At 45.8% G+C, this 25,883-nt stretch carries 13 protein-coding genes; 9 read left to right on the top strand and 4 right to left on the bottom strand.

Annotation, left to right across the window (positions count from 1 at the left end):
• The 9 genes from PluTT01m_RS27470 to PluTT01m_RS09680 all read left to right on the top strand — a co-directional run bounded on the left by PluTT01m_RS27470 (position 1) and on the right by PluTT01m_RS09680 (position 7,991).
• A complete protein-coding gene (locus tag PluTT01m_RS27470) occupies positions 1 to 444 on the top strand; it encodes a homocitrate synthase/isopropylmalate synthase family protein (RefSeq protein ID WP_232507912.1) in 444 nt (147 codons plus the stop codon).
• Positions 441 to 1,682, top strand: a complete 1,242-nt coding sequence (locus PluTT01m_RS09645; RefSeq protein WP_011146134.1) for a 3-isopropylmalate dehydratase large subunit — start codon at positions 441 to 443, stop codon at positions 1,680 to 1,682. Before PluTT01m_RS27470 ends, PluTT01m_RS09645 begins: the two co-directional genes overlap by 4 nt.
• Positions 1,675 to 2,232: a LeuD/DmdB family oxidoreductase small subunit gene (locus PluTT01m_RS09650; protein ID WP_011146135.1), complete on the top strand. Its 558-nt coding sequence runs from the start codon at positions 1,675 to 1,677 to the stop codon at positions 2,230 to 2,232. The genes PluTT01m_RS09645 and PluTT01m_RS09650 overlap by 8 nt, the downstream gene beginning before the upstream one ends.
• The gene (locus tag PluTT01m_RS09655; protein WP_011146136.1) at positions 2,229 to 3,014 is read left to right on the top strand and encodes a class I SAM-dependent methyltransferase; all 786 of its coding nucleotides are present in this window, start codon (positions 2,229 to 2,231) and stop codon (positions 3,012 to 3,014) included. Before PluTT01m_RS09650 ends, PluTT01m_RS09655 begins: the two co-directional genes overlap by 4 nt.
• Positions 3,014 to 3,475: a GNAT family N-acetyltransferase gene (locus PluTT01m_RS09660; protein ID WP_011146137.1), complete on the top strand. Its 462-nt coding sequence runs from the start codon at positions 3,014 to 3,016 to the stop codon at positions 3,473 to 3,475. The genes PluTT01m_RS09655 and PluTT01m_RS09660 overlap by 1 nt, the downstream gene beginning before the upstream one ends.
• Positions 3,472 to 4,635 carry an ATP-grasp domain-containing protein gene (locus PluTT01m_RS09665; protein WP_011146138.1) on the top strand — a complete coding sequence of 388 codons (1,164 nt, stop codon included), beginning with the start codon at positions 3,472 to 3,474 and terminating at the stop codon, positions 4,633 to 4,635. The genes PluTT01m_RS09660 and PluTT01m_RS09665 overlap by 4 nt, the downstream gene beginning before the upstream one ends.
• Positions 4,636 to 4,637: 2 nt before the next feature.
• Positions 4,638 to 5,771, top strand: a complete 1,134-nt coding sequence (locus PluTT01m_RS09670) for an ATP-grasp domain-containing protein (protein ID WP_041380039.1) — start codon at positions 4,638 to 4,640, stop codon at positions 5,769 to 5,771.
• Positions 5,768 to 7,006 (top strand): MFS transporter, encoded by a 1,239-nt coding sequence (locus tag PluTT01m_RS09675; protein ID WP_011146140.1) that lies wholly within the window; start codon positions 5,768 to 5,770, stop codon positions 7,004 to 7,006. Before PluTT01m_RS09670 ends, PluTT01m_RS09675 begins: the two co-directional genes overlap by 4 nt.
• A 121-nt stretch (positions 7,007 to 7,127) precedes the next feature.
• Positions 7,128 to 7,991 carry a hypothetical protein gene (locus PluTT01m_RS09680; protein ID WP_041380807.1) on the top strand — a complete coding sequence of 288 codons (864 nt, stop codon included), beginning with the start codon at positions 7,128 to 7,130 and terminating at the stop codon, positions 7,989 to 7,991.
• Between the two features lie 387 nt (positions 7,992 to 8,378).
• Here the strand turns inward: PluTT01m_RS09680 and PluTT01m_RS09685 are convergent, their stop codons facing one another.
• Genes PluTT01m_RS09685 through PluTT01m_RS09700 form a run of 4 tightly spaced genes read right to left on the bottom strand, consistent with a single transcriptional unit; the run spans position 8,379 to position 25,802 of the window.
• The gene (locus PluTT01m_RS09685; RefSeq protein WP_011146142.1) at positions 8,379 to 8,738 is read right to left on the bottom strand and encodes a nuclear transport factor 2 family protein; all 360 of its coding nucleotides are present in this window, start codon (positions 8,736 to 8,738) and stop codon (positions 8,379 to 8,381) included.
• 51 nt (positions 8,739 to 8,789) lie between these two features.
• A complete protein-coding gene (locus tag PluTT01m_RS09690; protein ID WP_011146143.1) occupies positions 8,790 to 11,987 on the bottom strand; it encodes a non-ribosomal peptide synthetase in 3,198 nt (1,065 codons plus the stop codon).
• 28 nt (positions 11,988 to 12,015) lie between these two features.
• Positions 12,016 to 13,281: an MFS transporter gene (locus tag PluTT01m_RS09695; protein WP_011146144.1), complete on the bottom strand. Its 1,266-nt coding sequence runs from the start codon at positions 13,279 to 13,281 to the stop codon at positions 12,016 to 12,018.
• A complete protein-coding gene (locus PluTT01m_RS09700) occupies positions 13,278 to 25,802 on the bottom strand; it encodes a hybrid non-ribosomal peptide synthetase/type I polyketide synthase (protein ID WP_232507913.1) in 12,525 nt (4,174 codons plus the stop codon). The genes PluTT01m_RS09695 and PluTT01m_RS09700 overlap by 4 nt, the downstream gene beginning before the upstream one ends.
• Positions 25,803 to 25,883: the final 81 nt, after the last annotated feature.

Genomic DNA, 25,883 nt, shown 5'->3' on the forward strand with positions numbered 1-25,883 from the left:
ATGCCAGATTTAGCCCAGATGGTAATGGCTCTGCAACATTTCCATCAGATAGATACCGGTGTTGATACTCGACAACTTACCCGCCTCTCTCAGAAAGTCGCTCAGGCCAGTAAATATACAATTTCTCCTTGGCAACCTATTGTTGGTGACAATGTTTTTGCCCATGAATCCGGTATTCATGTCAATGGAATGCTGAAAGATAGCAAAACATTTGAACCTTTTGAGCCTGAGCAGGTTGGCGGTCAGCGTCGTCTGGTTGTCGGCAAGCATTCCGGTCGGGCTATCTTACAAAATATGTTAGAAGAAGATAGCATAAAGACAGATCCACAGGCATTGGAATATTGTCTGGCGCTGGTACGAAAAGCTGCCGGAGAATATCCCGGCGGGATCCCAACACATGTATTACATGAACTCTATCAGCAGGCAGAAGGAACATCAGAATGATGATTCATGAACAGCCTATCGTTAATCAGATTATTGCTGAACACAGCCAGAAACCCCGGGTTATGGCTAAGGAGCTGATCACTGTTGATGTCGATAGAATTTATGTTCAGGATGGGAATTCACCGACTATCGCTAAACTCTTTCGCCAGCATAATCTGAAACGGGTTCTGCGCCCGGAAAAAATTGGTTTTTTCTTCGACCATTCAGTGATTGTGCCTGATAGGTTAATGGCTGAACGTGTTAATGAAGCAATGGAATTTGCCAAATCGATTGGTGTCAATATTTTCGCTAGAGGTGAAGGTATCAGCCATTTAATTGCCTTGGAAGAGCAGTGGTTTCAACCTGGTAACATTGTAATTGGAGCTGATTCTCATACTTGTACAGGGGGTGCCGTACAGTCACTGGCCTTAGGCATGGGAGCTTCAGATGTATTGGCAGCAATGCTGACTGGGCAGACTTGGCTGAAAGTACCAGAAACAGTCAGTTTAAGTATTTCCGGTCAACCCCATCCGGCTACACGGACTAAAGATGTGATGCTCGCTTTATTGCGACATTTCGGGCAATCCCCCTTTTTATATCGTTCAGTGGAGCTATGTGGAGAATGGAGCCAGACACTTTCCTTAGATTCTGCTGCCAGTTTCGCCAGTATGGGTGTCGAACTTGGTGCCAAATGCGTCTTTATGCCGGATGGGCCCGGTAGGCCAGCCAATATGCGGCCTATCAATCCAGAGGTCGTTGATCATCATCTGACATTTTTGCTGTCAGAACTGACGCCTCATATCTCCCTGCCACATTCCCCTGCTCAGTCGGTACCGCTGGAAACGCTGTCAGGGCAGAAGATAGATTATGTCTTTATCGGCAGTTGTACCAACAGCCGATTAGAAGACATTGCGGAAGTAGCGGCAATCCTTGATAAGCACCGCGTACATCAGGATGTTCATTGTATCGTTACGCCTGGTTCAAAACGTGTATATCTGGAAGCTATGCGACGTGGCTATATTGAAAAAATTGTTTCTGCGGGTGCTCTGGTGACTCCTCCTGGGTGTGGGGCTTGTGTTGGCACACAAGGTACCATTCCCGCCAAAGGGGAAAGGGTTCTTTCAACGATGAACCGGAATTTTCAAGGGCGTATGGGCAATGCTGAAGCGGAAATTTATCTCTCATCGCCTTTAGTTGCAGCAAATGTGGCATTACATGGCAGGGTGCCGCTGATTACGGAGCTTGAATGGCATGATTGATCAAAAAAACGATTTTGCAAAAAGGAATCCCATCAAAAATCAACGCGTCAGGATGATTACGGGAGATATTTCTACCGACGATATTATTCCTGCACGTTATAAACACATGTACACCGAGCCAACTCAACTGGCTCCTCATCTGTTTGAAAACCGGTTTCCTGAGTTTGTCTCCACACTTCAACTCGGAGATATCATTGTCTGTAATGGTATTTTTGGTATTGGTAGTTCAAGGGAACAGGCGGTGAGCACTTTATTAGCAGTAGGTATACCTATGGTTGTTGCTCCCGCTTTCGGGCGGATTTTTTTCCGCAACTCATGGAATCTTGGCTTGTTAGCGATTGAAGCCGACATTAAAGGTTTTCGTGAAGGATTAGCTGTTGAATGCTTAATTAACGAAGGCCGTTTTATCGCTGAAACGTCATTAGCGGATTTTTATCCACCATCCGAACAAATGTTGGCGGTTGTCCACGCAGGTGGACGACTCAATTACATTTTTAATCAATTGCCCAAAAACCCATCACCCAAAGAGAAGGAGCAGAGGATAATATGACACAGCATAAAGAGAAATTTGATGGTTTGGCTAAAGGTTATGATCGCTACCGCCCTCGTTACCCGCAAGCACTTTTCCGTGAAATTTGCCACTGGCTGCCTAAAGACAAGGCACTGTCTGTTGTCGATATTGGTGCCGGAACTGGTATTGCTCTCGAAGGACTAGCAAATCTGCTTGGTCAGCAACACCACTACACTGCCATTGATATCTCGCAGGATATGATCGACATCGGTAAACAGAAACTGCCATGGGTCAGTTGGTTACATGGCAGTGCTGAACAGCATCTCGCCAATGTGGGTAATCCTGACCTGATCATAGCAGCACAATCTTTTCAATGGATGGATCGGGCAACGGTATTAAATCTGGTCAGAAACAGTCTGGCAGATAATGGCATCATAGCGATCCTGCAAAATAACCGAGATTACCGGCATAGTGAATTTCTGAATGAGTATGAAAATCTGCTGGAAGAATTAAGCCCTAACTATAGCCGTCACTATCGGGATTTTGATTATGCGCTGGAATTGAATACGGCATTCCTGCATGAAAATGCCCTTCATATTACACTTAATACCCGCTGGAGTATGCTTATTCCCGGCGAAGCATTTATCGGGATGAGTCGTTCATCGACTCAAGTGCAACGTGCTTTAGCTGCCTACGGTGAGTTATTTATCGAAAGATTAAAAATGCTGGTGGATAAATATCAATTTGAGGGGAATTTGGCAATTTTATATGAAAGCCAACTGTTTATGGTTGTTAAGCAGGTTAATTCTGGAAATGAATAATGTCAGAAATAGCAATCAGCTTCTCTATACCAACTGAGGAAGATATCAAGGGAATATTGGTACTCTTGCAAGACGTTTATCTGCCATTTGTGGCTGATTTTATGCCGACAGCACTGAATGAAACGCCTGTCAGTATTATGGAGAAGTTAATTTATTGGAGAATTGCTAAATATGATAATCAGGTTGTTGCGGCTGTATTAATTGAGCAAGAGGACGATAATTTAACATTCAGTTATTTATCTGTATTACCGGCATTCAGGTGCCGGGGAATTGCCAGCAAATTACTCAATATCATTTGCCAAGAAGCAGTCCAGCAGGCGCAATTACCTATTATTATTGCATTACGTCGTTCACTGGCGATGAATATTCATTTCTTTACTCAACGAGGATTTGAATATTTAGGCCCTTTTAATACCAACGAACACGATCTCTATATCTGGCGATCAGGAGAAAATGAATGAACAACACGGTTATTGTATTAGGATATCGTGAAGGTATTGCGACAGCTCTAGCCCATCAGGGATATCAGATTATTCATATAGTGAAAAGAGTTAAGCCTGCCCTTAATGGCACGAGGTACTATATAGTTAAAAATCTAGAAGATGCACAAGAAGTTCTTCGGTGTGTATTAAACTTTTCCTTACATACAGTTATAGGTATTGTTACAGGCAACGAAGACGGTGTATTTACGGCGGCGGTATTACGCGATATGTTGCAATTACCTGGCCCTAAAGATTATCGTAATACTTTATATTTTCGGGATAAATTTTTACAAAAACAGAAGCTGGCACACCTTGTCCCTCATGCTTATTGCCGGTATGTAACCCGTGATGACGATTATTCACAATTGGTTGTTGAGTTAGGTACCCCTTTCATCATAAAACCAGCTAATGGCATGGGTTCTTTTGCTACTACTGCTATCAACTCAGAATCAGAGTATGAAACTTATTTCCAACAGTATGAAAAAAATCTAAGTAATGTGGCCTACGTTGCGGAAAATAAGATCACTGCTGATGAATTTTGTGTTGATGGGATTTGGTCTGAAGGTAAATTACATTGGTTCTCTATCAGCCAATATGCCACCCCGGTGATGCAATGTAATGAAGGAAAAACACTGGCTTTACAAATACTATCACGTCGAGATTTTCCAGATATTTACCAACAAATTGATCAGTTTTGTCCACGTATTTTGGAACGTTTAGATGCCGTTAATGGGGTATTCCATCTTGAATTTTTTAAAAATGGGGAAGGGGTATTTTTTAGTGAATGTGCTTTAAGACCTGCTGGTGCCTGGGTACCTGAAATGATAAAACTGAGCTATGGTGTCGATCTATATAGTGCTCATGCCACACTTTCTTTGGGGCTACCTTATGAACACCACCTGCTTGAATATCCTTCTCAGCTTTTTGCTGTTGTGCTATTACGTGCTTTTGACGGTGTTTCACTGACAAAACAGTCTTTTTACCAGAATTTTGATTTGGTTGAACTGGATTGGACAGAAGATACACAGATGCAATCTCAAGGTATTTATGGTCGTGCTGGCTACGCGATTATCACGCATAAGGATCACTACACATTAGTAGAAAATGTCAATAAACTTATTGCGTTTACGGGGGAATGATAATGTCTGAACGAGCCCTTATTCTGGATACTCACAAAATAATGTTAGAACAATCGATTAATCAACATCAGAATATTGATTATATTCGTGTTTCTGAACCGCAGGTGTACTTTGCTTCACAGGAGAAAACGCTGGCAAAAATAGATAACATAATGAATCAGACGCCTTTTCATTATGTGGTTGCAAGTTCAGAGAGTAACATGGCATTTGCTGGATTTCTCCGTAGTCGCTATGGATTGCCAGGCTTAAATTATGAACAGGCGTTATGTGTAACCAATAAATGGCGTATGCGTAAATGTCTTGAAGATGAATTACCTGCCCCAAGGTGTTGGCTTTCCGGTCATTTCTACAACAATTTTGCACAATGTACCCAAGGAGCAGCCACCCATTTTATTATTAAGCCGCTGTCTAGTTCTTCATGCCAGAATGTTGAACGTCTAACCGTCGATCAGCTGTATCAAAAACTTACTCATCTGGATACATTAATGTTGATTGAGGAAGAAATAGATATAGAAGAAGAATTCCATCTTGACGGTATCGTCAATTTGTCTGAGATCGCTGTAGCCTGCCTTTCTTGTTACAGCCTTCCTATCCTCAGTGCCAGAGGTCAAACAAGGGCAAGTATTCACCTACCTTCATCCCATCCAATGTTTTCAATAGCCTATTCTATGGCTCAACGAGCCATTACCAAATTAGCGTTAAAACAAGGTGTTTTTCATATGGAAGTTTACAGACGGGGTGAACGATTAATTTTTGGTGAAATTGGCCTACGGCCACCAGGAGTTGGCGTTGCTGAGTCACTACTGCGTTTTACTGGAGTAAATTTATGGCAGGCTTTTGTTAACAGCCAGTTACTGCGCCCAATTAATAATATACCATCACAGGATTATCACGGTTATTCTGGGGTTATTGGTGTTTATCCCGAGAGGCTCAGAGCATCAGATTTATTACGTTTACCAAATGTTGTTGCTGTATCGGAATTAGAAAAAACACGCCATAAAATGACACGTACTGGTGCTCACGACTTTCGCTATTTGGCATTCGCCTCATGTCAAAGTCTGGCTGAATTTCATAATTTGATTAATCAATTGTCAGACTCTTCCCCATCAACGCATGTTAAGAGAGAAGTACAATGAAGAATCAACAGTTATTGCGGAAAAAATTTATAGGGTTCCAAACTTATACGGCTTTTTCTGCCTTAGCTGAGGGGATGCAAAGTGTGATTATTCTCTGGTTGGTTTTCCAAATCACACATAGTCCATTAGCTGTCAGTCTCACGATAATAGCAGGGTATCTTCCGTCCGCAATTATGGGGTTTTTTCTTCTTTCATTTGCTGATACTAAAAACCCTGTCCGGCAACTCACTGTCAGTAATGGCATCCTCACTCTGTCAGCACTCTGCCTGCCACTGTTTTTTTTATTTTCATCAACACAACCTACACTACTCATGTTGGCAGTTGTAACTGTACAAAGCATTTTATCTCTAGTGAAGATGTTCAATAAAACGTCGGTTAACCGTATTGTCCGGGATAATTTTACGCCGGAGGATGGCAGTAAAATGTTGCAAATTTCGGCAGCAAATATTCAGATTTCGCAAACATCGGGTGCTGCATTGGGAGGAGTATTTCTCACATTGGATGCTGGTAATTCAGGCTTATTTATTGCTGGTTTTTTTTATGCCGCCAGTACAATAGCAACCGGCTTTTTTACTTCTTTTACTTTATCAGTGATACCAACAACAGTTCATACCGATAAAAAACAGAAACAACTACTGGATAAGGCGTATCTCGTTCATGTATTTAACCGACAGGAATTAAGAAAAGTATTATTATTTTCGATTCCTGCCAGTGGTGCATTGCAATTTATTAATACCTCTTTACCACCACTGGCGGATATTCTTACTGAATCGGGGGCGAATTTTTACGCGTCACTCAATATTAGCTGTATGATAGCGGGGTTTATCTCTGGGTTACTTCTGTCGCGAAAAATAGTCGGAGAAAAATTTATTCTTAATCATGCGCTATTAATCAGTGCAATCATAATTGTATTAATGGCTGGAGCAGAGAATAAATATCTGGTAGCTGCATTGTTATTTTGTGTAATACTGTTTACCACCTGTCACATTATATGTATTCAGGTGAAATGTAACCAGGTGCCTGAAAAACAGGATGTCGGCAAATTTATTATGCTAAGAACATCCATTGCTTCATTGTCTAAGATAACGTTTTCATTAGGTGCTGGGGCATTATTATCACTCTTTTCCCTGAAAACTACTTATTACTTGGTGGTTGGTATCTTATTATTATTTTCTTTGCAATGGTATTTATCTCAGCGAGATTTACCTTATAAAGGAATAAAAAAACATGAATAATATAATTTATCGTTAGTTAGTTATTTCACAGATAAATAATAAAAAATCTCTGCTTTTTCCAACCATGCCGGATACATTATCACATCAAATATGGTCTTTATTAGGTTGGAATGAGGTAACATTGAAACGTTTTCTCTGTGCAAAAAAAATATTTGTCACTTTACCCCATGCCAGTCCTAATATCTTTTTTCCACGGGCTGGTGTCAGTAAATTCGTTACTGACAAACAGAAGGAAGACCATGAAATTTTTCATCTCCGGGTTGTGCTGACTCACACAAATTTTAGTGATCTTGGCTGGCGTCCTTATTCTTGGTGGTATCTCAATGAGGAAGGAGTATTAATAAAACAATCTATATTCAGTCGTAATAAAAAGAAAAAACATTATATTATTTCCAGTCAACCTCCTTTATTATTAGATAAACAGTATTATCCCTCTGTTCTTGGGCATGGCATACAATTAGCGCAATATGCCGATAATCTGGCTCTCTCATATATTATTTTGCAGGCATTTCAGGAACAGTTATCGGGGTTTTCTCTTGCCGCCAGAACCCTTTATCTCCCACTGGATATATTGATCTTATTGATGCAGACACTTGCCAGACAGCAACCTGGTGTACACCCTTGGTTATTGAATTTATTAACTCATGCACAAAGCCGAAAACTTAATGAATATCAACTTGAAGATACACATCAGTGGGAAAATGCATATGTTTATGATAATTATACAAATATATCACTATTATTTCCGTTGGCTCCGACTGCAATCGTCGGGGGAATAAAGATGCAGCGGTATTGGCCGGATATTATTGATAGTGTCAGCATAATTAATGAAAAAACCACAACTCCTTGCCCGATACCGCAATGTCTTGCTTTTCCACAGTGTCAGGAATATCTGTTACCTTACCGGCCTAAACAGGAAACATTACGCCAAATTCAGATGGCAGATATTGAATACAGTCTTGCAATGGCAATAACCGAATATTAGCTTTATGTAACTTCATAAATTTGTTACTACATACTTAGGGTGTGTAGTAAGCATGTAAAATTGGTCTACCACATTGCATTACAGGTATACGGTAGTGGTTAACAATTTCCGGAAATATCATTGATAGTATTGAACGGTATTAATCTTATTCTCTCTGGCGGAATGAAATAGAACAGTTGTGGTTATCTTTGCATGAAACGGTTATATACCCGTCATCTTTCAAGTTTCCTCTTTGTTGGCTGCACTTGCCCATACCCCGGTCACATAGTTTGCCATGCTCCCGGGGATTCGCTCCCTTGCCGCCGCGATGCATCTTGAAATCCATAGGGTATAAATTAAATACAATATCCAGAGAGCACCAAATCTTTTATTACAGTGATATCCTGCTTAATGAGGTACTTCAAATTTAAAGTAATCGCTGAGGAGAACTATTTTGTCGTCCATAATTTCTATTAATGTCACGCCCATATTGCTATAAGTATCACTATTTTTACGGCGTCCTTCATTTTCCCAAATAACGCAAGCCTGGTTATTACTAGCAATGAACCCCGTTTGCCTAAAATGTAAATATTCAAAATTCGAAAAAAGTTTCTTGAGAAAAATAATCGACATCTTTTTACCTACCATTGGAGTAAGGCCCGGATAATAAAGTGAAATATCTTCAGAGAAAATATTATCCAGCCGTTTAAGGTCATACTGATTCATTGAGCTAAGAAGTTCTGCGGTTAATTCATCTATTCGGTTCATTATGTTTTTTCCTCTGTTTTATTTATTTGCCAGCATAATCACGTTAAAAATTTAGGTCTGGCTAACGACTTCATTTTCCTGCTGCAAAGCGTTCAATCGTTGCACCAGTTGGCTGACCCTCGGTGCGTTAAATAGATCGCGCAACGTTATTTCAACGCCGAAGTCACTACGCACTCTTGCTATTACCCGCATTGCAACCAAAGATTCGCCGCCGAGCTCAAAGAAATTATCCTCTGGAGAGATATTTTCTAATCCCAGCAACTCGGCAAACAGACGACAAAGCGAGAGTTCTTGTGGGCTGGAGGAGCTACTTTCATTGATTACTACACTGTTCCACATGGGTTTCGGTAACGCTTTACGATCTAACTTTCCGTTAATGGTCAACGGGAAGTGATCAAGCTGCACTATTGCTGCTGGAATCATCGCTTCGGGCAAGCATGTGGTCAGACTGGACCGTATTAACTGTGATTCAAGCGTAATACCTTTATGGGCAATGACATAACCTACCAACCGCTTCTGTTGACCTTCATCTTCACGCACAATGACCTCAGATTGCACGATATCAGGGTGTGCATTTAGCGCTGCCGCCACCTCGCCCAATTCAATACGGAAACCGCGGATTTTAACTTGATCGTCAGTACGGCCAAGGAAGTCCAGTACCCCATCCCGACGCAATCTTGCCAGATCACCCGTGCGATACATGTGTGCATCTGTGCCGATAAAGGGATCAGCCATGAAGCGTTCAGCAGTAAGTTCTGGACGATTCAGATAACCACGCGCTACCCCTGCGCCGCCTACATATATCTCTCCCACGAAACCTACCGGAACCGGGTGTTGAGCCTCATCAAGAATATAAATACCGAGATCATCAATAGGTTCACCAATAAGACTTGAAGCAGGCTGAGCAACGACTTCACGTGAAAGAGGGAAATAGGTTACATGTACAGTAGTTTCAGTAATGCCATACATGTTGACCAACTGAGGAGCGTTATCATCGTGTCTTTGATACCACTCTTCCAGAATATGCGCATTCAGTGCTTCTCCGCCAAAAATCACCGTGCGTAGTACCAAACTCTGCCCAAGTTCAGGGGCTTCGCGATCAGCATGGATCAGCGCCTGAAACGCTGAAGGTGTCTGATTTAACACCGTCACTTTTTCGCTAACTAAAAGCTGCAAAAAATCTGTAGGTGAACGGCTGACTTCCCAGGGAACAATCACCAATCTTCCGCCATTCAATAATGCTCCCCAACACTCCCAGACCGCAAAATCAAAAGCATAAGAGTGAAACATTGTCCAACAATCAGTTTCAGAGAAGTTAAACCAGCGCTGAGTACTTTGTAGCAAACGCATCACATTATGATGAGTCACTACCACGCCCTTGGGCACACCGGTGGAGCCAGAGGTGTAAATGATATAAGCAGGATGTGCTGAAATCAGCGGTTGCAAGCGCTCTTTGTCAGACAGATCAGCAACACTTTGCATTTCCAGATAGGTGAGCAATTCGGGATCATCTAGCAATATCATGGGGATATTGGCTGTCAGGCGTTGCGCAATTTCACTGGTGGTGATCACACAAGCAGGTTCAGCATCGTCGATCATAAAATCAAGACGACTTTGCGGATAATCCGCCTCCACCGGCACGTAAGCAGCACCAGCCTTGATGATAGCCAGCAGTGTCACCATCATCTCAATAGAACGTGGTAAACAGACCATAACACGCTGTTCTGGGCCTATTTGCCGTGATACCAGATAGTGTGCCAGTTGGTTAGCACGTTGGTTCAATACCGTATAACTAATATTCTCCTGTTGATAAGTCAGCGCCACACTATCCGGCATGGCAATTGCTCGTTGTTCAAAGCGCGAGGTCAGTGTTTCCTCATTTAATACGGTGCGCCGTGCAGGCAATAGGCTGTCTCCTATGTGCCAATCTGGCAATGTCAGCTCACCAATGGGGCGTGATATATCCGCCAGCAATTCAGTGATGAAATGCTGAAAAAGAGATTTTTGCAGGTTAATATCGTGGGGAGTGTAGAGGTTATCATTGGTATCGAGCGTAAACTGCAAGCTGTCGCCTTCGCCATGATCATAAATGGTCACAGTGAGGTCTTCTACCGGCCCACTGGACAAATTTTTGGTACGCCCAAAATTACCCGCAAAGCTCACATTGCTGTTAAACAGCATCACATTGATATTCTGCGCAAACAAGCGGGGAGCAGAACCATTTCGCTGTAAATCACGATAGATATCTTCAGAACGATACTGTTGATGTTTGAGTAACTGGCGGATTTCTTGGCTGACCAGCTTACTAATGTCACCGATGGAATGAGCAGGATCTATTGTCAGGCGTAGAGGTAATACATTCGATATCATACCTGGAATACTACGTAACGCACGCCCTGAACGCGCAGTGACTGGCATACCTAAAGTAATATCCTGCTTATCGGTCATACGAGAAATCCAGGAAGCAACGATAGCAATAATAATTTGTGCCATACTACTTCCACTCTCTTCACTCAGAGTACGCAGGATATCCTTGACCTTGGCCGGGATTTCACACGGGGTGCAACTGAACGAACCCAAGTCGGCAAACTGACCGGGCTTCGCTCCCACGGCAAGGCTCTGTGGCTCACTTCGGCCTACCATATATTGTGACCACCACTGACGGTCATGTTGAAAATTTTCCGAGCGACGGTACTCTTCATCAAAAGCCAACAGATCGCTAAGAGGTCCGAAAGGATTTTCCAGCTCAGCAGCGCCAGTCAATTTCTGGGTATACAGTTCAGCAAGCCGCTGAATCAGCAACGTAGTGCCAAAAGCATCACTAGCCAGATGATGGACACGAATAAACAGAAAATAGTGTTCATCACTGATTTTTAGCAGCGCAAGACCAAACAACGGCCCTAGGGTTAACGCCATCGGCCGCACCAATTCAGCATTCATCCAGGTTTCAGCTTCTATTAACGCATCTTCATGGTGAGATAAATCAATAAGTGGGCATTTCCATTGCAGGTTGGTAACAATCTGTTGTTGTGGTCCTTGTGGGTGTTGCACAACGACTACTCGTAAACATTCAGCTTCATCTATCAATTGGGACAACGCCGTGTTAAGTGTCTCAATATCGATAGCACCTGAAATATCAATATAACAACCAGTGTTATAAATTCCTGTGCTTACATTTAATTGTTCAGCCAGCCAAATTTCCTGCTGTGCTGCGGTCAGGGGGTAATAGCTTCCTTGATGTTGTTTCATAATTAATCCTCACAGGCTGGTGATATTTTTATTTATATAAATTGCGTAATGTGATGTCTGCCTGAGAACCACGCAGCAAAATCAATATGGCGCAGAGGCAAACAACGACAGCAATAACAAAGGGAATTCCTTGAAAATAGAGAGATTGCTCCTGACGAGATGAAAAATGCAGTAATAATGCACCTAACAGGGGTGAAGCAGTGATAGCCAGACCTAACATACAGTTCTGCGCTCCCAGATATTCCCCTTGTCGCTCATTGCCGGCACGCAATGAAATCAAAGCACGAAGCGTTGAATCGCTGATCAACGCCAGTGCATGCAGAGCAATTGCACCAGCAACAATCAGTGGTGATACCGCCAGGCTATAAGCGATAAATGCTAACGTATAGAGTCCGTAACCGATGATCGCTGTGCGGTATTCGTTACAACGCGCCACGAACATTTTTAGCAACCAAGTTTGCGTTATGATGATCCCGACGCCGAGTCCGGTGAGAGCCAGCCCGTTTTCACGTGGTCCCCAGCCCAAACGCATTTCATTGAGTAAGACAAAACAGGCCAGAAAAATGCCATAAGCCACCATGCCAAGAGCTGAAGCATAAACCAGTCGTCTTAATACCCCATCCGTCGCCAGTAGTTTCAGGCTGCCCAAAGGGTTGGCACGGTGCCAGTCGAACGAACGCCGGTTCTCCTTGGTCAGACTTTCGTTCAGAACGAACATAGCGGCAATAGCGTTCACGGCGGCCAGTGAGCCAGCAATCACAAACGGAAGGCGCGGTGCAATCATGCCCAATAACCCTCCGAAGGCTGGCCCGGCAACCATGCCGAAGCCAAGAACACCGCTGACCAGACCGAAACGTGCGGCCCGCTGTGCTTCTGGTGTCACATCTGCTACGTAAGCCGATGCCGCGGAAGTACTGGCGGCGGTGGAGCCTGAAAGAAATATACCGGCTACCAGCCATCCTAGTGACGGTGCTGTCGCCACCAGCGCATAGCTCAGCGCTGTGCCAAACAGGGTTGCAAGCAATACCGGCCGCCTGCCCCAAGCGTCGCTAAGCGCCCCTAACAACGGGGCGAAAAGGAACTGTGCAAAAGCATATAGTGAGACAAATAACCCGATTAACGGCATACCCGCTTCCGGTGGTTGCGGGGCAACCTCCCGCAACAGATCGGGTAAAACCGGGAGTACAATCCCGATACCCAAAGCATCCACAGCCAATGTCATTAGGATCACGGCCAATCGGCGTTTATGTTGGCGGTTTTCAGGAAGGTGAACCGTTGGGGAAGAATCACTCATATCTGTCCTCCTGTTATTATTGATGGAAAGTGATGGATTATCGCCCGCGATACATGTGCTACGTGCTCTTCCATCAGGCAGCTATAATGATTCCCCGGCACTTCTGCGATACGAATGGGAAGAGTGGAGAACTTTTCCCAACCCCAGCCATTGGTCTCCCGGATCTCCGGTACAACAACCCCTTTCGGTAGGGGGTCTACCGCTTTTACTAACAGCATAGGAATTGGCAACTGTACGGGTATTGGTCGATATTTCGGTGACATATCCGACGCAGCCCGATAGACATTGAACAATCCGTTAATTGAGCCCATATCATTCTGTGCCTGAATCAACGAGAAACGTTTTAGCTGCTCTTTGATATAGCTCAGTAACGCCTCACGTGGTAATGCACGCATTTCGTTGTCATCCAAGCTGTCGATCATCTCCAGTCGGTTAGTGTAGTAGGCAAAAATACCAAGAATAACTTTGGCAATATCAGCATCTTCCTGATATGGAACCGGTGCATAGGGTGGTGCGGCAGAGTCGAGTAGCACCAGAGAACCGATGCTTTCTCCCTCAGCATGAAGCTGCCGTGCCATTTCATAAGCTACTTTGCCCCCCAATGAATGACCGCCGATATGATATGGCCCCTGTTTTTGAGCCGAGCGCAAACAGGCAATATAATGTGTTGCTATCTCTTCCACCGATTGGTGCGGCGCAGTTTTTCCATCAAGCCCCAAATACTGCATACCGATAAATGGCAGTTCTGGTGGTAATGCCCCGGCTAGGGGCATAAATTGGGTAACATTGCCGCCCATACCCGGCACACAAAAGAAGGGTGAATAATTACCGTTACCGCCGTGATTAATTGGCACCAGGCAATAGCGGATATGGGCATTCTCAGGAACCGAGCTCTTTTTCTCGTCAGATAGTGAACGGACAACACGTGCCATTGTCGGTTGTTCGAGAAACTCCGCCAGCGTCAGGCAGTGCTGGAAATGATCACGCAAACGGGAGATCATCTGCGTTGCCAACAGTGAATGACCGCCCAGTTCGAAGAAATCATCTTCCAAGTGAATCGTCTCTTCGCCCAGTAGCTCATACCACAATTGACGAACCGCTTCCTCTGGGCTGGCGGAATCAGATATCACTGATAAATCCTGTAATTGTGTGCGCTGAACAGGGGGAAATTTATTGACAACGATCTGTGCTTCCATTCCAGCGATCGCCAGATCGAAAATAGCGCAGCCCTCTTGATTACTGAGACCGATCACGCTTTCTTGACGGCGTGCAGCATAATCCACGGCCATCCCCACTTCTGCCCAGGTATCCCAGTTAACTGACGTTACCGGTATAGCCTGCTGTCGCCAATAGTGCGCCACGGCATCAAGATAACGGTTCGCCGCCGCGTAGTCTGCCTGACCCATTCCACCTACCAATGAGGCAAGTGAAGAGCACAACAGAACAAAGTCGAGAGGGTCCTGACTTATCGCCGTCATCAATTGCTGTGTACCACTTACTTTTGCTGCCATCACATGCCGCCAGTCCTGCGACGTGCCATGCTCCAGCAATCCACTGGCTTCAATACCCGCTGAATGAATCACACCGTTGATAGCACCAAATCTTGCCCGCATCTGTGCCAGTGCTTTAGTCAATGCCGCATCATCAGCAACATCAGCGCGTAACATCATGACTTCAGCACCAGATTTCTGTAACACATCGAGTAAAGCTTCACTTACCGCATTAGTTCCTCGGCGGCTCAAAATACCGAGTTTAACCTTACTGCATTGATTGCTGATGTGACGTGCCAGTAACTGACCGATACCCCCCAATCCACCCGTAATCAGGTAAACACCGCCATCCCGCAGAATTTGCCGACGAGGTATCTCATCAAGCTCAGTAAATGTCTGTAATTCACGTTCACCCTGTTTAAGCGAAATGCTGGTAACCGGTATTCCTTCTGTCGTCTCTTCCGGTTGCATATCCGTATACAGTTCCGCAATCAGCGATTGATATGTAGCAAAAGTGTCATCATTTAGATCGATATGACGTGCAGAACATCCCGGATACTCGGCCGCCAATATTCCGAGCAAACCAAGCGCGGGTGCGGCATTACAGGCTTCTAGCACTTTGGCTGCCTGTAGCCCGCGGGAAATCAGGGTAATATTAAAAACTCTGTGATGACCGGTAAGTGCTTTAATTGCAGCCGCCAGTTGTTCAAATGCAGCCTCTGGTTGAGAAATCCCCGCCGCAGTCCAGCACCAGATGATACGTTCTGGTAGCACTTGTTGCTGTATCAGGCAATCTATCAGTCGTTGATAATCTTCGGGCTGGTCCTTACGCAAACTAAAGCGGTAGGTACTCTGTTGCAGAAATTCATCAGCATCTTCAACAACGATACTACCGGGTGCCGCCGCTTGCGATAAATCACTTAGCTCAGCGGCTTGGGCACCAAAAATCAACCACGGCGCACGATTCTGTTTTGCTTCGCCTAGAGGCTTCGGTAACCATCGAGGGTAACGACACCACCGTGCTACATTCGACTCGCTGGCTGGCTGGAATGGTAAGGAATTGAACTGTCGTAAATTGTAACCGTGGATTTCAGCCAGCACCTGTTTGCAATTTTGACGCTCATCCCAACTAAATAGCGTTATGTCATAAGTCCGAGGTGCCGTTTCAACCGCCAGACTGTAAAATTCGGCGCATAATGGTTGGTGCAGCGTCAGCGAACCGTAATGGAACGGTATTGAAGCATCACCCGGCAACAGACAGGCATGTAAGAACACCGTGCCCAAGTCGAGCAAAGCCGGATGTAATGCAATATCCGGCAAATCATCGATAAATGCCTGATTGAGTCGCAACTGTGCCAGCGCACAGCGATCCCCCATCCATACACCTGCAATGCATTGCCAGCGTGGTCCATAGTCAGCAAATGCTTGATTGAAACGCTCCGGTGCCTCTGCAACCTCTTCAAGCTGCAAATTCCGACGCAACTCATAAGGTGAAACAATTTCTGCTGGTGGAGAGCATACGGCAGTAACATTGCCGTTTGCATGGAGTTGCCACATGTCATTACCATCGTCGTGAGACTCCAGCGTAAAGGCCAGGCTGTTATCAATGGCAGTCAAACTGATGCGTATCTGACGTTCAACACCTGACGATAGTACCAACGGTGAGGGGAAGTAAACTTCACTGAAAGTAGCTGTGCCACCGGGTTGCAATTCGTTGAAAACACGACGCACTAATTCCAGGCAACCTGTACCCGGCAATACACCTTGCCCTTCGAAGATGCGATGTTCATCGATAAACCAGACATTATCATCTAGCTTACAAGTAAACCGGGTGATTCCCTCTTTATCTGATGACCGTGTGAAAGTCGGTAGTTTTCTCCGCTGTGTACTGATGACGGTGGCTGATGTAGTGACAGGCTGTTCCAGCCAGAGATGTTGTCGTTGGAGAGGGTACACTGGCAGCATAACCCGATGTAATTTGTGTGAATGACCAAATGCAGCCCAATCGATAGCAACTCCTTGCTGCCATAACTGCCCAACGGTATTGAGCAGCACCTCTTCATCCGGTTTTTGCTGGCGAGTATGGCGCATCGTGGTTAGTATCTGGGCTTGGCCTGTTTGCTGTAGATCTTTCAGCATACTGGTCAGTGCACGCCCTGGACCGACTTCAAGCAGGATCGGATTGTCATAATGGTTCAGTAACGTAAGAATACCGTCATAGAAGCGTACTGGCCGACGCAGATGATCTCCCCAATAACCAGAATTATCGCGATCTTGTTCACTGAACCAACGGCCACTGATATTGGATATCATCGGAATGGTACTGGATTGTAGCGTGAAGCCTGCGCTGAATTCCCGCATCTGTTGTGCGGCAGCATCCATCAATGAACTATGAAATGCATGTGATGTCGTTAGTCGCTGGCAAGAAATACCTGCCTTGTTGCATTGTTCTTCCAGTACCGCAATATTGTCATGGCTGCCAGTTATCACGCACTGTGCGGGCCCGTTGAGTGCTGCAAATTCACACTCCGGTGCCAGCGCAACCATACGTTCAGATGATGCCTGTACCGCCAGCATTGCTCCTGTGGGCTGGCGCTGCATGATTGCCGCTCGATTTGCTACCAATGCCAGTGTATCTTCCAGTTCAAGCATACCCCCTACACAGGCCGCAACCAGTTCACCGAGGCTATGACCAATCATTGCTTGCGGTGTAATACCCCAAGCTTGTAGCTGGCAGGCCAGCGCATACTCAACAGTGAACAGCGCAGGTTGGGTATAACGTGTAGCATTTAACCGGCTGATAGCATTGTCGCGCTCCGATTGCGGATAAATCAACTGCCTGATATCCAGTTTGATGTGTGGCTGTAGCAGTTCGGCACAGCGATCAAATTGCTGGCGGAATACACCATCACGCAGATAGAGCGATTGCCCCATTTCAATAGACTGACTGCCTTGTCCCGGAAACATAAAAATCACCGCACGAGGCTGTTGTTTGCGATTAATCGTCTGCGGTGATAGTTGGCGTAGTTGATTGATTAATTGCTCCCGATCTTTTCCCACAACAAAAGCACGCTCACTGAAAGCGCTGCGTCCTTGTTGCAAAGTTCCGGCAATATCCGCTAATAGCTCATTACCGGTAGTCAATGCTACTGCCAAGCGTTCCCCTTGCTGAAGCAACGTTTGCGGCGTTTTCGCTGAAATTGGCAGCAGATGCCAGCGCTCGTCATCTAATATACGGGCATCTTGCTGGCGCGGAGCTTCTTCCAGAATAAGGTGCGCATTACTGCCGCCAATGCCGAAAGAACTTACACCGGCACGACGTGGCTGACTTGTCTGCGGCCACGGGCATGCTGTATTGATCACAGAAAACGGGGTCTGTTCGAAGGGGATTGCAGGATTGGGTTGATGATAGTGAATACTTGGTGGCAAAGTCTGGTGACGCAGCGCCAACACGGTTTTGATTACCCCCGCTATACCGGCAGCAGCATCAATATGTCCTATATTTCCTTTCACAGAACCTATTGCGCAGCTCCCTACAGGTAGCACTTCACCATCAGATTGTTCCAGGAAAGCCTGAGTCAGCGCACGTATTTCTACTGGATCGCCTAAAGAAGTCGCCGTACCGTGTGCTTCGATATAACTGATGCTGGCAGGCGATACCCCGGCATTACGCAGCGCGTCTTTGATCACTGAAGATTGGCCGTCAATACTTGGTGCTGTGTAACTCACCTTTTGTGCACCATCATTATTGATAGCAGAACCTTTAATTACCGCATGGATGGTATCGCCATCTTGCAAAGCAGCGGACAGACGTTTCAGTAATATCATCCCACCGCCGCTGCCGCTGGCTGTACCGTTGGCCGCAGCGTCAAATGGCCGACAAAGGCCATCTGGAGACATAATTCCACCACTGACATGGACAAAGCCAACCTGTTGCGGATCGAGTGCTACAGCGCCTGCCAATGCCATGTCACATTCACCACGTCGTAGGCTTTCGCAGGCAAAGTGAATAGCGGTGAGTGATGACGAACAGGCGGTGCCAATACTGACAGACGGTCCGCTAAGGTTCAGTTTGTAAGCGGCACGTGTAGCGATAAAATCCTTGTCATTACCTATTTGCCACTGACCGGGGTCGAGGTGCATCCGGTCTTTATTTGGCATGACGTTTTCCAGCAGGTAATAATTGAAGCCACTGCTACCAAAGACACCGACTGAACGCGGTGTACTATCATTGCCATAGCCAGAGAGTTCCAACGTTTCCCATGCCATTTCAAGAAATAACCGCTGTTGTGGGTCCATCACCTGCGCTTCACGTGATGAATAACCAAAGAAGCGTGCATCAAACTCCGCACAACCCTCCAGCAAACGTGCGCGTCTGACAAACTGTGGGTGACTTAACAGCGCTGGATTGACGCCCCGTTGTAACAATTCCTCGTCAGACAACTCCACACTGGCATCGTAACCCGCCAACAACCGCTGCCAAAAAGTGTCGAGATCTGGCGCTTGTGGGAAGCGGCCAGTCATACCAATAATCGCAATAGCATTGCTATCCTGAGTCGAAACATCCAACATTGGTATTGCTGTTGGTATTGCTCTCTTTTCAGTGACTATCAGCGGTGTGACTGCGACTGTAACGGGTGTTTTTTGTTGCGACAGCGTGTCCAGTAGTTGCGCCTGTTGTCGAATGGTGGGATGGGCGAAAATATCGGTCACAGACAAGTTGACACCAAACGCTTCATTCAATTGCTGGAATAGCGCCATAACCCGTAGTGAGTGGCCGCCAGCATCGAAAAAGTTTTCGTCATAACCGATTTCATCCCTCTCTAGCAGTTCACGCCAGATAGCCTCAACGCGACTGAGTGATGACACAACTTTGGCTGGCAAAGGAGAAGATTGATGCTGACCGGCACGTGTCAGTTTCATTTCAGCTAATGCTTTCAGATCGACTTTTCCCGTAATGCCGGTAGGCAGTGCATCAAGAAAGAACAACGCTGTTGGCACCATCACCTCACTAACCTGTTGGCGTAATGCGCTCAGGATCTCACTACGGCTGGTTTCGCCGACAATGTATCCCGCCAACTCTTTATTCCCTTGGCTATCGGTGATCGCCAGTGCTTCGGCCTGACGTACACCCGGTAGCGCACTTAGGGCAGCACGCACAGCATTCAGCTCAATTCGGTAACCACGGATTTTTACCTGACGGTCAACCCGACCAATAAACTCCAGTGCGCCATCCATGCGTTGACGCACAATGTCGCCGGTACGGTACATGCGAGCCTTTAATTGTGGTGCAAAGCTATCGGGTAAAAACACCCCAGCGGTTTTTTCATCCATACCCAGATAGCCCTGTGCAACACAGGTTCCCGCTAAATAAAGTTCACCCATTTCCCCCGGTGCTACGGGCTTTCTCTGTTCATCAAGCAGATGGAAGCGAACATCGCCCATTGGACGCAGCACCAGATTTTGCCCTGCGGCATGATAATCGGTAAGGGATACCACAATTGCGCATTCAGTAGGGCCGTATCCATTCATCAGCCTGCGCCCTACAGACCAGCGCTGGGCGACTTCGGGCATACAAGGCTCACCGGTTACGATAATCACCTGGAGACTTGGCAGCGGTACTAACGGCACTATCGCCAACGCAGAAGGGACAATCCACATATGCGTAATCTGTTTATGTGCCAGCCACTCTGTCAGATTACTGCCAGGCAACAGTTGCTGTTTATTAGCGAAGACCACGCAAGCACCCGCTACAAGTGCTGGAAAAATTTCTCCCAACATCACATCAAATACGGGCGAGGAGTACTGCACTATGCGAGAAGAAGGTTCAAGCCTCAGCTCATCGCGGATTGCCAGAATGTTATGGCAGACACTGCGGTGGGTGACAGCAACACCTTTTGGTTTACCCGTTGATCCAGAAGTGTAAATAACGTAAGCGCAATCATCCGGCTGACAGATCGCCGCCATAGTCATATAAGGTGCATTGGCTATATCTAACTCATCGATATTCATTGCCGCCAGACTAAGACGCTGACACAGAGGCGCTGTTTCATTTCGGCACAATATCGCTTTTATTTCCGCATTATCAATCACATATCGATTTGCTGGTTCGGCGTTATCAGGAGCCAGTGGCACAAACACCGCACCAATTCGGTTAATTGCCAGCATTGCCGTGACATTATGTGGATGGTGTCCCATCAGAATGCCAACTCGATCACCTCGGCCTACACCTACTTGTTGTAATTGTTGCGCCACATATGCGGTCAATGTATCAAGCTGCTGATAACTTAGACTTAATTCATCACTTTCCAGCGCCACATGTCCGCCATACCGGGACAGGTTCTGTTGAAACAACTGAAACAGTCCTTGTGGCTTATCAACAACGAGTTCTGGTTGAGCACTACGGTCAGAATTAACCGTCAACAAATCAGCCAATGCAGTATCTGGTTTTTCAATGAGTTGTGGCAACATCGCCAGCAAATACTCACTCATCCGTCCCAGAGTGACGGCAGATAACCCCCCCGGCATGGCCATAAAATGAGCGTAAACCTGACCATTTACACGATTAATTGCCAGCTCTAAATCAATTTTGGCGCGATAGTCCCCCAACTCAACGTCTGAAACCTTCATGTCCCCGAATGTTGCATCGTTTGGTTGATCCAGTTCACAGGAAAAAATAGTTTGGAAAACGGGATTTTTACCTGCCACACGCGGCAAATTAAGTGTTTGTACCAAATAATCGAACGGCAAATCACGATTTTCAAGAATGTCGAGACTAACCTGTCGCGTGTGCATCAGGAGTTGCTGAAAAGTTTGCAACTCACGGCTATTGATACGTACCGGCAAAGTGTTAGCAAAGTAGCCAATTAGCGTATCCCATGCAGGTATAGTGCGCAGCGACACTGGTGTGCCGACGATAAGATCCTGCTCCCCACTCTGCTGGCGCAACAGGAGGGCAAACAAACTCAACCAGACCATAAACGGTGTACAGTTTTGCTCACGAGCCAGTTTCTCTACACCTTCAACATACACATGAGGAATAGCACAACTTATTGCAGCCGCTTCGTCAGTTGGTGCCGCCATCTCATTCAGTATCAGAGTCGCTGGCGCATCCGCCAATTGTTGACGCCAGAAATGAATCTGTTGCTGCACCGCTGGATCAGTCAGTCGGGAGCGCTGCCAGCTAATGAAATGCCCATAGTTTGCTTCCAACATGGGTAGCATGGGTGCCTTACCGGCCAGACGTGCCTGATAGCCGTGCCGTAACTCATCAAAAAGTATTGCCAGTGAGCGACCATCGGAAATAATGTGGTGCAGAGTAATACAAAGCACATGCTCTTGCGGGGACAGCGTAAACAGTACCGCACGGATGAGTGGCCCATTGACGAGATCGAAACTTGCCATCATCTCTTCCCGCAATTTCGATGCCAGTGCAGACTCACCGCCGGAGATATTTTGCTGGCGCAGGGTTAGCGTTAATTCAGACGCAACCTGATGACTAGGTTCAAAACTGGATGTTCCATCTGGCTCGCTTACTTTGCTGACTTGGCTAGAGAATGTGGTACGTAATACGTCATGACGTTGCACTATGTCATTCAGCGCCTGCATTAACGCAGTAAAATGCAGATTACCATGCAGACGCAATGTGAAAGGCACGTTGTAACTGCAATCATCCGGTCGTTGCATCGCAATCAACCACAAACTGCGTTGACCGAATGAGAGTAAATCACTGACCTGCGAAACGTGCTGCACAGTAACACTCTGTTTCGCATTGCTCTTTTCAACGCCGTCCTTTTCAATACTGTTCTTTTCAATACTATCTTTTTCAACACTGCCCAGTAACGAGGCTAACCCGACGATAGTTGGATGGTTGAAAATAGCGGAAAGTTTAAGCTGAACACTAAATGTCTTATTGATCTGCGTAATCAGATTGGCAGCAATTAATGAATTACCACCACAATAGAAGAAATTATCTTCAGTACTGATGACCTGAACTCCTAACGCTGTTCTCCATAATGCCAGCAATTGTTCTTCACGGGCGTTAGCCGGTTCTGTCATAGACTCCTGATTTTCTGGTAGTGAGAAATCCGGAACTTGTAAGCGCTTGCGATCAACCTTCCCGTTGGGGGTGGTTGGTAATTTATCGAGAAACACGAAAGCACGCGGCATCATATGCCCGGGTAGCCGCAGGGACAAATAACCACGTAACTTGTCAGTATCAGCCGATGACACAACATAGGCGACCAACACTTTATTATTTGTACTGTCATTACAGGCGACAACTGCACACTGGCGCACATCGGCGTGCTCCAGTAATGCACTCTCCACCTCGCCTAATTCAACGCGAAAACCGCGAATTTTAATCTGATGATCACTGCGTCCCATGAAATCAATAGTGCCGTCAGCCAGGAAACAGCAAATGTCTGAGGTGCGATAGAATCGCGTACTGCTATTCTCTGCTACAAGGCCGTCTGCCACAAAACGGCCATGGCTATCGAATTTGCCGGTAATAAATTTTTCTGCCGTGAGTTGGGGATTATTGAGATATCCTTTTGCTACGGTAACACCCGCAATCAACAATTCACCACTAACGCCAATCGGCACTTGTTGCAGGTGTTTATCAACAATGAACAACTCACAGCTAGCCAGCGGCCTACCCAATGGAATGACTCGCCCGGTTTCCAATGGATGTGTTTCCGGATCAAAAACAGTGCTATCAATGGTTGCTTCAGTTACACCGTAAGAACCCAGAATACGCGCATCCGGGCGGCACAGCGCTTGTGCTGCATGCAGCTCATGACCGAACCAGACATCAGCCCCACACACCAGTGTTGATAATCCATCCAGACGTTTCCCATTATCCTGACAGAACTGAATTAATTGACGTAGTACCACGGGAGGAAAATCACCGAAGGTCACGCCTTCGCTCATCATTAAGCGGTGCATTTCAGGGGCATCCAGCAACCACTCACGCGGACACATAACCAAGCATCCACCACAGCCCAGAGTACGACTGAAATCCCCTATACTGAGATCGAAAATCGGTGCCGCAAGTTGTAGTGATACCGGCTCACCGGGTTGGGTGAAACGATAGTCATGGCACCAAGCATGGTACGATGCATGCAGACTACCGTGGCTTACCTCCACCCCTTTTGGATTGCCGGTTGAACCAGAAGTGTAAATAACATAGGCTGAATCACTCTCCTGAACTGGCCAAATGGGTTGCACATCCGGCGGCGCGGGTTGACGAAACAGCTCATCAACGTCCAGCATAATGGCACGAAAATCAAGCAAACCAACAGCATCCTGTTCACTGGTGAGGATCAGTACTGGTTGTGCATCATTTATCTTATCGGCGAAGCGAGGATCAGAAGGGGACAACGGCACATAAACCGCACCGGCAGAGAGAATAGCGTAAAAAGAGATGACAATTTCTGGCCGGTAGCTCATCAATACTGCAACCCGGCTACCCGGCCCAACGCCACACTGGCGCATCTTCGCGAGCAGGTATTGCGCGTACTCGTCCAGTTGCGCATAGGTGAAACGTTGATCACGCCACACCATAGCCCGTGCATCTGGATGATTACGCACTTGTGACTTGATGCGTTCAGCTACCGAAATAAATTCCAATACCGGCAGAGGTTCTGCCGGCCGGGAGAAGCGAGCTAGTGTTTCCAGCTCTTCTGGCGGTAACATGCTACATTTGGCGACAGAACGCTCAGGTTCACTTAGCAATGCATCCAACAATGTCTCATAGTGATTCACCATGCGAGTAATGGTGAGGTTATCAAACAAATCGGTATCAAATTCAACCAGACAGAGTAGTGAACTTGGGGATTCTTCTATCGATAACGTTAAATCATATTTAGCAGTACCAGAATGGATAAATTGTACTTCTGCTGCTAACCCATCCAGTTGCAATGCTTGTCCCGGACTCTTCAAATAATCAAACATAATCTGAAAAACAGGGGAATGGCTCAGAGAACGCAGGGGTTGTACCACATCGACAATCTCATCAAACGGCAAATCAGCATTTTCATATGCATCAAGTAATATATCGCGTGCTTGGACCAATAGATCACTGAAACTTATCCCTTCATTAACGCGAAAACGCAACGGTAACAAATTGATAAAAAAGCCAAGGCGGACATGTTCATCAATATTGTGACGATTCGCAAATGGACTGCCAATAACGATGTCGTCATCGTGTGAATAACGATTCAGTAATACCGTAAAAGCGGAAATCGCCACCATATAAGGTGTCAATCCATAACGTTGGCAGATTTTAGAAATACGTCCAACGAGAGATAAAGGAAGTGACTTATGATATACCGCGCCACGTCCCCGTTGTTCCAAGAGTCGTGGCCGATCGGTAGGTAATTTATGCAGTTCAGGCAATTCCACTAACTGTTTTCCCCAATAGTTGCGTAAGCGTTGCCGATGAGCGCTATTTATATGAATATCTGTTATAGAATCATTGACATGCGGGTAGGTAATCGTCGCCAACTTAGGCTGTTGACCTACTTTATACTGGTTATAGGCATGGCTAAAATCATTAAGAAAAACGTGAGTAGACCAATCATCAAATACAATGTGGTGCAGCGTAAATATTAACTGATGATCGTTCTCTTGCCGACGAAGCAGTAAATAACGAAAAGGCAAATCGTTACTGAGATTAAAACAATATCTGACTTCATTATCACAGATTGACTGTATTTTGGTTTCGCGTTCCTCCGGGGAATAATCGCTGAGATCACTGATACGTAATTCAGGCCACTGCGGATTCAGTACTATCTGTAATTCTCCATTGACAACATGAAATTGTGAACGCAATACCGGATGACGCTCAATCATAAAAATAATCGTTTTTTCAAGTGCTTCTCTATCTAACGTACCACGCAAACGTAGCGAAAATGGCACGTTATATAATGCTGAGTCCATATTTCCTTGGCTAATAAGCCATAGCCTGCGTTGAGCCGGCGTTGGCAATAAGAATGGAACATTCGATAAGGTGTTTGAATAATTACTCACGAAATTTTTCCTAAGATAAAAAGATTTTTGCAGCTTAGTGATTGCCGTAAAAGCTATCACTCCTGGGTGTCAGCCACTTTC

This window comes from Photorhabdus laumondii subsp. laumondii (genome assembly GCF_003343245.1).
In the GTDB taxonomy this organism is placed as follows: domain Bacteria; phylum Pseudomonadota; class Gammaproteobacteria; order Enterobacterales; family Enterobacteriaceae; genus Photorhabdus; species Photorhabdus laumondii.

What these genes read in the sequence shown, in the direction of transcription:
- PluTT01m_RS27470 (WP_232507912.1), top strand. Translation starts at nt 1, where the DNA reads ATGCCAGATTTAGCCCAGATGGTAATGGCTCTGCAACATTTCCATCAG.
- PluTT01m_RS09645 (WP_011146134.1), top strand. Translation starts at nt 441, where the DNA reads ATGATGATTCATGAACAGCCTATCGTTAATCAGATTATTGCTGAACAC.
- PluTT01m_RS09650 (WP_011146135.1), top strand. Translation starts at nt 1,675, where the DNA reads ATGATTGATCAAAAAAACGATTTTGCAAAAAGGAATCCCATCAAAAAT.
- PluTT01m_RS09655 (WP_011146136.1), top strand. Translation starts at nt 2,229, where the DNA reads ATGACACAGCATAAAGAGAAATTTGATGGTTTGGCTAAAGGTTATGAT.
- PluTT01m_RS09660 (WP_011146137.1), top strand. Translation starts at nt 3,014, where the DNA reads ATGTCAGAAATAGCAATCAGCTTCTCTATACCAACTGAGGAAGATATC.
- PluTT01m_RS09665 (WP_011146138.1), top strand. Translation starts at nt 3,472, where the DNA reads ATGAACAACACGGTTATTGTATTAGGATATCGTGAAGGTATTGCGACA.
- PluTT01m_RS09670 (WP_041380039.1), top strand. Translation starts at nt 4,638, where the DNA reads ATGTCTGAACGAGCCCTTATTCTGGATACTCACAAAATAATGTTAGAA.
- PluTT01m_RS09675 (WP_011146140.1), top strand. Translation starts at nt 5,768, where the DNA reads ATGAAGAATCAACAGTTATTGCGGAAAAAATTTATAGGGTTCCAAACT.
- PluTT01m_RS09685 (WP_011146142.1), bottom strand. Translation starts at nt 8,738, where the DNA reads ATGAACCGAATAGATGAATTAACCGCAGAACTTCTTAGCTCAATGAAT.
- PluTT01m_RS09690 (WP_011146143.1), bottom strand. Translation starts at nt 11,987, where the DNA reads ATGAAACAACATCAAGGAAGCTATTACCCCCTGACCGCAGCACAGCAG.
- PluTT01m_RS09695 (WP_011146144.1), bottom strand. Translation starts at nt 13,281, where the DNA reads ATGAGTGATTCTTCCCCAACGGTTCACCTTCCTGAAAACCGCCAACAT.